Consider the following 10,874-nt stretch of genomic DNA (forward strand, 5'->3'; position numbering starts at 1 on the left):
TCACCGCCGGGGCAGGTAGCCGCCGATCATCGCCTTCACCCAGGCGTGCTTCGCGGAGCCCGAGCAGCGTGAGGTGTACCCCGTCCAGGTCGCGCCGAACGAGCGGGCCACGCAGTCGGCGACCTTCTCCTGGCCGTTCGTGCCGAACGCCGGGGCGAGCCTGCGCCCGAGCTGCGCCCACGTGAGGCCGTACGTCCGCATGAGTCGCCCCTGGTAGATGTGCGCGATCTCGTGCCGCACCACGTCGCGCGCGAGCGAGGGCTTGCCGGCCAGGCGGCGGGAGTTCAGCAGGACCGTCGTCGTGCTGCCGATCCGCACGCCGCCCAGGTGCGAGCCGAGCGCGGGGTCGTTCCACACGAGGTGCACCCCGGCAGAGCCCGGCAGGCTGTGCAGCGTCCGCAGCGCCGAGACGCCGCCCTTGCCGGCCACCTTCCGCGCGCCCTTGACCTGCGCGGCGGTCGGCTTGGCAGCCTTCGATGCCTTCGCCGGCCGAACAGTGGCGCTCCCCGCGAAGGTGATCTGTCCCGCGGCGGCGGCAGGGTCCGCCAGGCCGAGCGAGACGACCAGGGCCAGGCAGAGGGCACCGATCAGGACGAACAGGCGGGCGGAGGACGAACGGCGGAGGGAGACCACGGAGAGCTCCAGACACGAGGCGGGGGACACTGGTGCCCCACCTGATCGACCGGTCGCGTCCCGGGTTGAGCGGCTGCCGCGGCGCCATCGGCCACGCCGGACGCGTCGTCGGACGATCGACGCCAAGCCCCTAACCTGGCCGCATGTTCGGACCCCTCGTCGCGTACCTGCCCACGCCGCGCACCGCCGACGGGCTGGTCGCCGCCGAGCCCTTCCAGGCGCTCGTCGACCGGGCCGTCGGTGCCGGCGTCGACGGGATCGCCGTGCTCGGGTCGGCCGGCGGCTTCGCCTACCTCGACCGCGCACAGCGCGAGCGGGTGGTGCGGGCGGCCGCCGAGGTGATCGACGGCCGCGTCCCGCTGCTGGCAGGGATCGGCGCACTGACGACCGCCGCCGTCCTGGAGCACTCCGCCGATGCCGCCGACGCCGGCGCGGACGCGCTCCTGCTCGGCACCACGGCGTACCTCCCGCTCACCCCCGACGAGGTCGTCGGCCTGTTCAGCGACGTCGCGAGCGCGGCCGAGCGGCCCGTCTGGATCTACCACAACCCGCGCACGACGGGCGTCGAGATCGACGTCGAGACGCTCGCCCGCATCGCCCACCTGCCCGGGATCGGCGGCACCAAGGACCGCGGCGTCGACGCATCCGACCTGCGTGGCCGCTACGCCGCGCTCTCAGCCACCGTGCCCGCGCACGTCGAGATCGGCTTCAGCGGCGACCTGCTCGGTGTCCACGGGCTGCTCGCGGGCGCTCAGACCTGGCACTGCGGGCTCGCCGGCCTGCTTCCCGAGCCGTTCGTCGCAGCAGCCGCCGCGGCGACCGCCGGCGACGAGGGTGCCGCGGCTGCACAGCTCGAGGCGATCCGGCCGTGGCTGGACCTGTCCCAGCAGTGGGGGATCGCGCGGCTCGCGCCGCTCGTCGGCCGCGCGTGGGGGGTCGACCTCGGCTCGGTGCCCCGCCCGCTGCTCGAGCCGCCGGCGTCTGTGCGCGATGAGGTGGACCGGCTGCTCAGCGTGCCTTGACGGGCTCGTCGTCGTCGATCTGCGGCGCGTCGTCGTCGGGCTCCACGTCGTCGTCCGCATCGTCCTCCGACATCGGCGGGTCGATGGTCCGCAGCCGCGAGAAGATCGCCCAGAACACGGCCACGAGCGGCACGGCGATCACGGCACCCAGCAGGCCCCCGGTCAGCGTGCCGGCCGTGACGGCGAGCGCGATCACGACGGGGTGGATCGAGACCTGCTTGCCCATGATGAACGGCTGCAGGATGTGCCCCTCGAACTGACCGATGAGCGCGATGCCCACGCCGACGGCCACCGCCGACCACAGTCCGTTGGCGGCGAGGGCGACGATCATCGCGACGACCATCGCCGTCGGCGCACCGACCAGCGGGATGAACGCACCGATGAACACCAGGACCGCGAGCGGGGCAGCGAGCGGCACGCCCAGGATCAGCAGCAGCGTGAAGGCCAGCGCGCCGTCCGTCAGCGCGATGATGACCGTGCCGCGCGTGTAGCCGGAGAACGTGTACCAGCCCGCCCCGCCGGCGATCTTCCAGGTCTCCCGGTGACGAGCCGGGAGCTGGTTGAGGAACCAGGTCCACATCTCCTTGCCGCGGGCCAGGAAGAACACCGTGCAGAAGATCGCCAGGGCGAGAGCGGTGAAGATCTCGACCACGGAGCCCGCCCGGGCGGCCGCCTGCGTGGCGAGCTCACCGGCGTGGTCCTGCAGCCACTGCTGCCCGGAGTCGATCCACTTGACGATTTGTTCGTTGGTGATCGTGAACGGCAGCTTCCCGCTCTCGAGGAAGTCGGTGATCTGCGTGATGCCCGTGCTGAACTGCTTCGACAGGTCGTCCCACTGGTCGATGATCGAGTAGCCCACGTAGGTGAGCAGACCGAGGAAGAACGCGATCCCGGAAAGCAGTCCGAGCCCGGTCGCGAGGCCCCGCGGCATGACCTTGGAGAGCCACTCGACGAGCGGGCGCAGCACCGCGGTGAACACGCAGGCCAGGAACAGCGCGATGAACAGCAGCAGGACGTGCCAGACCGCGTAGAACACGAAGAAGATCGCGATCACGACGAGGATCAGCCGCCATGAGACACCGGCGAGTGATCTCAGCCACCGTGGCGCCGTCTGCTCGTCGATGCCGAGGGCGTTGGGATTGCGCCGCGCACCCGCCACCTTCCGCGCCGGTGGGGCGACGTATGCCCTGGCCGGACGGTCATTCGGGGCGTCGGACATCGATCTCCTCAGACTGGTGCGCGGATGCTCCGGCCAGTCTGCACCGAGGGACCGATGCGTGCTCGGCTGCCGCGCCGTGCTATCTTTTCTGCCGCACCTCAGGGGGCCTTCGGGCCTCCGGTGGTCCACCTGTCCGGGTGGCGGAATGGCAGACGCGCTAGCTTGAGGTGCTAGTGCCCTAACGGGCGTGGGGGTTCAAGTCCCCCTCCGGACACTCGTTGAGACAGCGACGACGAAGGCCCCTGATCCCGCCGATCGGGGGCCTTCGTCGTGTCGTGGCACCTCCTGGCAGGCGGCCCGTACGGCGACGATCCTCAGGGCGTCGGCTGGTGGGTTGGTGGGGTGATCGAGGCGTTGGCCAGGGCCCACTCGAGCGCGCGGTCGGCGACCTCTTCCCATCCGGGTCCGGCGACCATGAGGTGGGGACGGCCCTCGTAGGTCTCGTGCTCGGTGATCGTGTCCTTGGCCGTGTAGTGCTTGGCGTTCGATGCCTGCACCGAGGGCGGCATGATGTGGTCCGCCGAGCCGGACAGGAAGAGCAAGGGGGCCCGATCGGCGTTCGTGAAGTCGACCCAGGCGCCCTGGTGGCCGGGCCTGAAGTTCGCCAGGACGGAGTCGAACAGCACCCGTCCGGAGGCGGGGATGTGGTACCGCTCGTAGAACGCGAGGGACTGCTCGTCCGTGTAGGTGTTGGTGAACGCGTACTTCCACTGCTCGGCGTCGAACCCGACGGCCCGGTGGTGGTTGAGCGGGTTCTTTAGTGCCGGGAAGACCGAGTGGAGCTGGGTCCACGGCGTGACGCGCACGCCCTCGACGGGAGCCGAGTTGAGGGCGACGCCCGCGCATCCGTAGCCGTGGTCCATGACGACCTGCATGAACGCCCCTCCCGCGGAGTGGCCCATGAGGATCGGGGTCGTGTCGAGGGTGTCGAGGAAGCGCTCCAGGTTCGAGACGATCGCCTCGATGGTGAGGTCGGCGATCGGCTGGGGGTCGGCCCGCAGGGCCTCGACCTCGACCTCGAAGCCCGGGTAGCCGGGCGTGTGGACGGTGAAGCCTTTCGCCTCGTAGCGGGACTTCCAGTGCTCCCAGGAGCGGGGTGTGACCCAGAAGCCGTGGATGAGGACGATGGTGTCGGGATGCTTGGTCATGGCTGTGCCTTTCGTGGTCTCTGGGGTTCAGCGGTCGATGAACTCGAGGAGGTCGTCGGTGAGCTGCTGGTGGTGCGTCTGGGTGATGCCGTGAGGTGCGCCGGGGTACACCTTGAGCTCGGCGCCGGCGATGAGCTCGGCGGAGCGCTTGCCGCCGACGTCGAAGGGGACGACCTGGTCGTCGTCGCCATGGATGACCAGCGTGGGGATGTCGACCGTGGCCAGGTCGGGGCGGAAGTCGGTGGCGGAGAACGCGGCGATGCACTCGTACGCGGCGCGGTGCCCGCACGCCATGGACTGCAGCCAGAACGCGTCTCGGAACCCTTGGGTGACGTCGCCGCGGCGGTTGTGACCGAAGAACGGCCCGTCGGCGAGGTCCCTATAGAGCTGGGACCGGTCGTCGTCCTCCGCGGTGCGGAGGTCGTCGAACACGTCGACTGGGAGACCGTCGGGGTTGTCGTCGGTGCGCAGCATCAGCGGTGGGACGGCAGAGACGAGCACGAGCTTGCGGACGCGTTCCGAGCCGTGCCGGCCGAGGTAGCGGACGACCTCGCCGCCGCCCGTGGAGAACCCGACCAGTGTCACCTCGTGCAGGTCGAGCGTCGTCAGGAGGCACGCGAGGTCGTCGGCGTAGGTGTCCATGTCGTTGCCGTGCCAGGTCTGGCTGGAGCGGCCGTGACCGCGGCGGTCGTGGGCGATGACGCGGTGGCCCGCCTCGGCCAGCCGCCGCTGCGGGACCTCCCAGCTGGCGGAGTGCAGGGGCCAGCCGTGGGAGAGGATCACCGGCCGGCCGGTGCCCCAGTCCCTGTAGAAGATCTCGGCGCCGTCGTCGGTGAGGAAGGCGTCCATGACCGTGCTCATCTCGAGCGCACCCGGTCAGTCGGTGCTGTGGATGGCGCGCAGGATGATCTTCGTCGTGGCGCCCGGGTGGCTCATCATCGCGACGTGCGAGCTGGCGATGGTGCGGGTCCACGAGCCGGCGCGCGCGGCCATGGCGGCCTGGGCGGCCGGTGGGATCAGGTGGTCGTCACCTGCCCGCAGGTACCACGACGGGATGGTCTTCCACGCCGGCGGACCGGAGGGCGTGATCAGCGCACCGAACGTCGCGGGACGCTGACCGGCGGCCATCGCGGTCGTCTGCGACCGCGGGAGGTCGTGCGCGAAGATGGAGCGGAACGAGCCGGGGTTCACGTACACGTCGCCGTCCTGCTCGGGAGCGCCGGGGTAGGGGCGGACCACGATGTGGTCGAGCAGGTCGGAGTGCCCGCCGCCGAGCTCGTTGGCCGCTGCGACGTTCTCGCCCTCAGCCAGCGCGTACGCCGCGACGTACACCAGCGCCTTGACGTTCGGGTTCCCCGTGGCGGCATTCGTGATGACGGCGCCGCCGTAGGAGTGCCCGACGAGGACCACCGGCCCCGCGATGGTGGACAGGAACGTCCGCAGGTACTCGGCGTCCGCGGTCAGGCCGCGTAGCGGGTTCGGCGGTGCCAGGACGGTGTAGCCGTGGGCGACCAGGCGGGTGGTCACGGCGTTCCAGCCCGACGCGTCGGCGAACGCACCGTGCACGAGGACGACCGTCGGTGCCTTGCCTCGATGGACCGGTGCCGGGCCGTCCGTACGGGCGCCGACGGTCGTCGCGGACACGGTGGCAGCGGTGGAGGACGTGGCGCCCCAGCCGATCGACGGCAGGGTGGAGGTCGCGGCGGTCGTCGCGAGCAGCGTGACCAGCGCGATGGGCACGGTGAGGAGCGCGCTCGTTCGTGAGCGAAGCTTCGTGAACATCAGGACTCCTTGTCGTCGGGGAACGGCCGGTCGGTGACCGATGGCCGGTAGCGCTCCTGACGAGGGTCGAACACCGCCTGTCGGCGAGGGAACGGGTGGATGCGCTTTCGGGCACTCAGGGACAGAATCTGGGCGTCCCCAGGCGCGGCCCCTCGGCTACAGTCGTCGAGACGCCAGGCTCGGGTCCCGCACTGCCATTCCCCAACGCTGGAGGGGGTCGTCGTGCTCGTCTTCGACAGCGCCACGCTGCCCACCCGTGAGCGCTACGGCGCCATCCACGACGCGATCACCAGCGCCGCGTCGGCGACGTTCATGGCACCTGCTCGCGGCGGAGAGAGCGTCCACCTGCGGATGCAGGCGTGGGACCTCGGCGGCGGCGTGGAGGTCATCGACGCGCGGTGCTCAGCACACACGCTGAGGCGGACCGTGCGGGCCGGCGACGAGCAGCCGACCTACCTGATCACGTGCGGCCTCAAGGGCCGCGGCGCGCACCATCAGCTCGACCGCGAGATGCCCGTACGACCGACGGGCGTCTGGGGCACCGACCTGACCCATCCCTACGTCCACCACGTCACCGACACCTGGACCACGACCGCCAAGGTTCCCCGCGACCTCCTCGGTGTCCCGTCCCGCCTCGCGGGCCCTGCTTTCCAGCACCTCAGCGACAGCCCGCTCGCGCCGCTGTTCCACCGCCACATGGCCGAGGTCCGCGACGTGGCCGGGGATCTCAACCCCGTGGCAGCCGCTTCGTTGGGCACCGCGACGATCGCGCTCACACGCGCGCTCATCGCCAGCGTCACCGACGACGACCGCCTCAACCGCGAGACGACGGGCGACATCCTGCTGCTGCAGGTCAAGGAGTTCGTGCGCGCACACCTGGCAGACCGCGCCCTGGACCCGCGCACCGTCGCGGCCGCGAACCACGTCTCCCTCCGGCACCTCTACAAGACGTGCGCGCAGGCCGACCTGCACCTCGAGCAGTGGATCATCGCCGAGCGGCTCGCCGGCGCCCACGAGGAGCTCGCGCGACCGTCGTCGGCGCCTGTCTCCATCGCGGCGGTCGCACGGCGTTGGGGGTTCTCCAGCACGTCGCACTTCGCGCGCAGGTTCCGCGAGGCGTACGAGCTGTCGCCGAGCGAGTGGCAGGCACTCAACCGGCGGCGTTGACCGCGCGCTTGTTCCCGCCTCGAGCGCGGTGCCTGCAAACGGCAGGCAACGGGTCCGCGGGCGGACGCATCCCGGCCGACGGTGCCGAGGCTGCGCCGGAGCCGCCGGGATTGAGCGTCTCCCGCGGCGTCGGCCGGACTCACGGCACGCCGTTGACCTGCAGGCCAGCTGACGGCACGGCCCTGTCGGCCGAACCCCCCTTACCGGGATCAGATGGGGCCCGAACCGCGCCCGCGCCGCAGGCTCGGGCGATACGGTCCTCGACGGGCGCGCGTCGACGCTCCGGACTCGGAGGACCGGGAGGTGAACGCGTCTCCGCAGGTCAAGGCCGTAGGGCGATCACGGAGGCGTGTGTCGCAAGCGGCCAAGTCCCCCTCCGGACACTCGTTGAGACAGCGACGACGAAGGCCCCCGGTCCCGCCGATCGGGGGCCTTTGTCGTGCGCACGTGCCGCTAGCTCGAAACGCCGTCACAGGCCGATCCTGATCTGCTCGCCACGAACGAGGCGGGTTTCCGACACCGACAGATTGTGGCCACCGACGGGGTACCTGGGATCCTCGGAAGCGACGACGACGCACTTCCAGTAGCCGCCGTGCCGACGGCGCAGCTCCTCGGCCGTGAGGCTGGTGCAGGTCAAGCGCCGCACCGGTACGACGACGATGGTGAGAGGGCCCCGGTCGACGATCGCCGGGAGCCTGATGAGCAGCCCTTCCAGCGGGTCCGTGATGAGGACCGGCAGCGTGGACAGAGCGTGGTTGATCGAGCCGGCTGGGAACTCGGCGAGGCGAGCTCGCTCCTGCTCGGGAGTCTCGATCAGGAAAGTCGTGGCGAAGGTCATGATGTCCTCCTTTCATGTGAGGGAGTTCCGGCCCATCGGTCTCATCGATCAACGCCTCGACGGCCCTCGTCCTCCCGTCGGATCTGACGCACGAGTGACACGAGTGCGGCCGCGACCACCGAGAGCATGGCCGTGGCCACGGCGCGGATGTCGGAACCCGGTAGGGTGGTGGCAGCAACCGGAACGGTGTGCTCGACGCGGGTGTCGAACCTCATCGGCTCCGAAGGCTGGTCGTCCTTCGTCGCGGCCGAAGCAGTGGCGTCGTGGTGGACGGACCGGCGGGCGCTGCCTGCGAGCCAGGCGCCGAGACCGAGCCCAGGTCGGTGGTGGCGGTCGTGAGTCGGTCGGCGGCGAGTGCGCCACCGGTACCGAAGACGCTGGCTACCGAGATCGCCAGAGCGACTGCGGCAGCCCTGCGGGGGGTGCGGCGGATTTTCATGAGTTCCTCGCTCCAGCGTGTGGTGGCTGCCGGGTTGGCCTGACCACCCCAGCGTGCGGCTCGGGGAGGCGGGTCGGCCTCCTCCGATCGGTCACCACGGCTCGTCCGATCGGCCGCACTCGAGCTCGGAACGCGCGGCTCCGGGGGGAGGGGCGGAGGGCAACCCGCAGTAGCGTGGAGACGTGGATCGCCTCGCAGGAGACGACCGGCGCACGGGCGCCGTGATCGCGATCGCCACCGCTGTGTTCGGTGTCGGCATCGTGGTGATCCGCGCTGACGCGGATCAGCTCGGCAGGCCCGTCGCGGTCGAGGTCGTCGCTCAGGTCGTCGGCGCGGTGCTCCTCGGTGTGCTCTGGCGCTGGCCGCTGTGGGCGTACGTCGCGTGCGTCGCCCTGAGCGTGTACTCGCCGGTCCTGGCGGCATGCGTCTGCGCGTTCCTTGTGGGACGCCGCCTCCGGCAGACGCGCGAGGTCGTCGCGGTCGTGCTAGGAGCCCAGGGCTTGCTCGTCCTGGGATGGGTCGTGTCCGCGCGACCCTGGCAGCCCGGTCATCTGGCTGCGATGGTCACCCTGACGTTGGTTGCCTGGATCCTCGGCGGGGCAGCACGGTCCGCCGCGGACGCGGCGGAGACCCGTGCGACGGCTGAGGCGGCACGAAGGGTGCACCTCGCGGAGACGGTGCGAGCCGCCGAGCAGGACCGGCTGGCCCGCGAGATGCACGACGTGGTGGCGCACCGCATCTCGCTGATCGTGCTCAACGCCAATCGCATCGAGTCGGGCTCGGCCGCTGACGTCGTCGAGGTCGCCGGGCAGATCAGGCAGACCGGCCGGGCGGCACTGGACGACATGCGTCAGGTGCTCGGGCGCCTGCGGCATGACGAGGCAGCGCCAGGCCTCGCTCGCCTCGCCTTCGACGAGGTCGACGGCCTCGTGGCCGAGATGCGTGAGGTCGGTCAACCCATCGCGGTGCGGATCGTGGCCGAGGGCCGCACTCCACCCGACGCTGCCGAGCGCACCGCAGTCCTCGTCGTGCGCGAGGCCTTGACGAACGCAGTCCGCCACGCACCGGGCGCCGACACGTCGATCGAGATCGCCGACGGTCCAGGCGCCGTGCGAGTGCGCGTGACCAACGGGCGGCCGTCGGGCACAGTGGATCACGAGATGACCACAGGTGGCCACGGACTGCTCGGGCTGAAGGAACGAGTCGCGATGCTTGCCGGGACTTGGAACGCCGCGGCGACGCCGGAAGGAGGGTTCGTCGTGGAGGCGACCTTGCCGAGGGCGGACCAGTGATCAGCGTCGTGGTGGTCGACGACGAGGCCCTCTTCCGAGAAGGGCTCGTCGAGCTACTCGGCGCTGCTGACGACATCGACGTGGCGGGGCAAGGCGCCAACGGTCGCGAAGGCGTCGACGCGGTCCTGGCTCACCGCCCGGACGTCGTGCTGCTCGACATGCAGATGCCCGTGATGAACGGGCTCGAGGCCATGGCAGAGATTCGACGCTCCGCGCCCCACGTGGCAGTGATCGTCTTGACCAGCTTCCAGTACGACGAGTACATCCTCCCTGCCCTCCGCGACGGGGCAGCCGGGTATCTGCTCAAGGACTCCTCCACTGATGAGCTGCGCCGTGCCGTGCGGGTCGCGGCAGCGGGCGACGCGATCCTCTCGCCCGCCGTCACCAGGCAGCTGCTCGACGCACTCGGTGGCCGGCTGCCCCAGCCGGGCCCGAGCGTCACGGACGCGGTCGACGCGCTGAGCGAGCGTGAACGAGACGTCTTGGGCTGCGTGACCGCGGGGATGTCAAACACCCAGGTCGCCCGCCGGCTGTACATGTCCGAGACGACGGCCAAGTCCCACCTCGCCCACGCGATGGCCAAGCTCGGCGCAGCCAATCGCACCCAGGCCGCCATCATCGGGTTCCAAGCTGGTCTCGAACCGCCTTCGTAGCGGGCACGCCTCCGCGCCGCAGGACGCCATCCTCTCGCACGCCGACGACGTCACGCCATGAACGGGCCCCGATAGAGGTCGGGGTCGTCGTTGTGGCGATCTCTTCCTGAGGCCCGCCGCGGCGCGACGTCGCGGCCCGTCACGGCCGGTCGTCCTGGGACAGGCGGCACGGGAGTGCTCCGCCTGCTGCCAGGCGGAACGCGATCCACGTCTGCCAACCCGCTCCGACACTCTCAGGCGGCCCGCGGTTCCGGTGCTCGTCGGGCGACCGAGGTGATGAGGGGGGGCGACCGATCGGATGAGGTCGGGGGGTGCTGCGCAGAGCCATGGTGGAGACATCAAGCAAGCAGGAACCGGAACTGAAGGAGTTCGATCATGAAGAAGCTCAACAGGACCACGGCGCTCGCCGGAGTCGCGACACTCGGCCTCGGTCTGACGGGGATCTTCACGGCGGCAGGAGCCTTTGCTGACGACGCCGTGCCGACCGATCACCGTGCCACGCACTCGGCCGGTGAGGTCGAGCACGGCGACGGTACCAACGCTGGGGATGGTTCTGGTGCGGTGACGCACGACGAGGGCAGTGCTGGTGATGGTTCTGGTGCGGTGGCGCACGACGAGGGCAGTGCTGGTGATGGTTCTGGTGCGGTGACGCACGACGAGGGCGCGCCGAACGACGGGGCG

General features: G+C 70.7%; 11 protein-coding genes and 1 tRNA gene. 6 read left to right on the forward strand and 6 right to left on the reverse strand.

Going from position 1 to position 10,874, the window contains the following annotated elements; genetic code table 11:
• Nucleotides 1-633, reverse strand: coding sequence for a hypothetical protein (locus tag D1825_RS09235; protein ID WP_118767132.1), 633 nt, complete (start codon nt 631-633; stop codon nt 1-3).
• A gap of 143 nt (nt 634-776) precedes the next feature.
• Between D1825_RS09235 and D1825_RS09240 the strand changes: the two genes are divergently transcribed.
• A complete protein-coding gene (locus D1825_RS09240; protein ID WP_118767133.1) occupies nt 777-1,655 on the forward strand; it encodes a dihydrodipicolinate synthase family protein in 879 nt (292 codons plus the stop codon).
• Here D1825_RS09240 and D1825_RS09245 read toward each other — a convergent pair.
• Nucleotides 1,642-2,874 carry an AI-2E family transporter gene (locus tag D1825_RS09245; RefSeq protein ID WP_118767134.1) on the reverse strand — a complete coding sequence of 411 codons (1,233 nt, stop codon included), beginning with the start codon at nt 2,872-2,874 and terminating at the stop codon, nt 1,642-1,644. The two genes, D1825_RS09240 and D1825_RS09245, sit on opposite strands and share 14 nt — an antisense overlap.
• A gap of 131 nt (nt 2,875-3,005) precedes the next feature.
• On the opposite strand from D1825_RS09245, the gene D1825_RS09250 reads away from it, so the two are divergent.
• Nucleotides 3,006-3,088: transfer RNA gene (locus D1825_RS09250), tRNA-Leu, on the forward strand.
• Between the two features lie 100 nt (nt 3,089-3,188).
• Here the strand turns inward: D1825_RS09250 and D1825_RS09255 are convergent.
• From D1825_RS09255 to D1825_RS09265, 3 genes are read right to left on the reverse strand one after another with little or no spacing between them, the layout of a single operon-like run.
• Nucleotides 3,189-4,022: an alpha/beta hydrolase gene (locus D1825_RS09255; RefSeq protein ID WP_118767135.1), complete on the reverse strand. Its 834-nt coding sequence runs from the start codon at nt 4,020-4,022 to the stop codon at nt 3,189-3,191.
• A 27-nt stretch (nt 4,023-4,049) separates the two neighbouring features.
• Complete coding sequence (locus D1825_RS09260) at nt 4,050-4,883, reverse strand: alpha/beta fold hydrolase (RefSeq protein ID WP_233549782.1); 834 nt, start codon at nt 4,881-4,883, stop codon at nt 4,050-4,052.
• A gap of 15 nt (nt 4,884-4,898) precedes the next feature.
• Complete coding sequence (locus D1825_RS09265; RefSeq protein WP_118767136.1) at nt 4,899-5,804, reverse strand: alpha/beta fold hydrolase; 906 nt, start codon at nt 5,802-5,804, stop codon at nt 4,899-4,901.
• 222 nt (nt 5,805-6,026) lie between these two features.
• On the opposite strand from D1825_RS09265, the gene D1825_RS09270 reads away from it, so the two are divergent.
• Entirely contained in the window at nt 6,027-6,971 is a 945-nt protein-coding gene (locus D1825_RS09270) for an AraC family transcriptional regulator (RefSeq protein ID WP_158580708.1), read from the forward strand.
• Nucleotides 6,972-7,440: 469 nt separating this feature from the next.
• Here D1825_RS09270 and D1825_RS09275 read toward each other — a convergent pair whose 3' ends face one another.
• Complete coding sequence (locus tag D1825_RS09275; protein ID WP_118767138.1) at nt 7,441-7,809, reverse strand: hypothetical protein; 369 nt, start codon at nt 7,807-7,809, stop codon at nt 7,441-7,443.
• Between the two features lie 621 nt (nt 7,810-8,430).
• On the opposite strand from D1825_RS09275, the gene D1825_RS09280 reads away from it, so the two are divergent.
• The 3 genes from D1825_RS09280 to D1825_RS17990 form a co-directional block, all read left to right on the forward strand.
• Nucleotides 8,431-9,540, forward strand: a complete 1,110-nt coding sequence (locus D1825_RS09280) for a sensor histidine kinase (RefSeq protein ID WP_138067548.1) — start codon at nt 8,431-8,433, stop codon at nt 9,538-9,540.
• A complete protein-coding gene (locus D1825_RS09285; RefSeq protein ID WP_118767140.1) occupies nt 9,537-10,193 on the forward strand; it encodes a response regulator in 657 nt (218 codons plus the stop codon). The genes D1825_RS09280 and D1825_RS09285 overlap by 4 nt, the downstream gene beginning before the upstream one ends.
• A 375-nt stretch (nt 10,194-10,568) precedes the next feature.
• A partial coding sequence (locus D1825_RS17990; protein ID WP_199721551.1) for a hypothetical protein occupies nt 10,569-10,874 on the forward strand: 306 nt, incomplete at its 3' end.

This window comes from Cellulomonas rhizosphaerae (genome assembly GCF_003470205.1).
Lineage (GTDB): Bacteria > Actinomycetota > Actinomycetes > Actinomycetales > Cellulomonadaceae > Cellulomonas > Cellulomonas rhizosphaerae.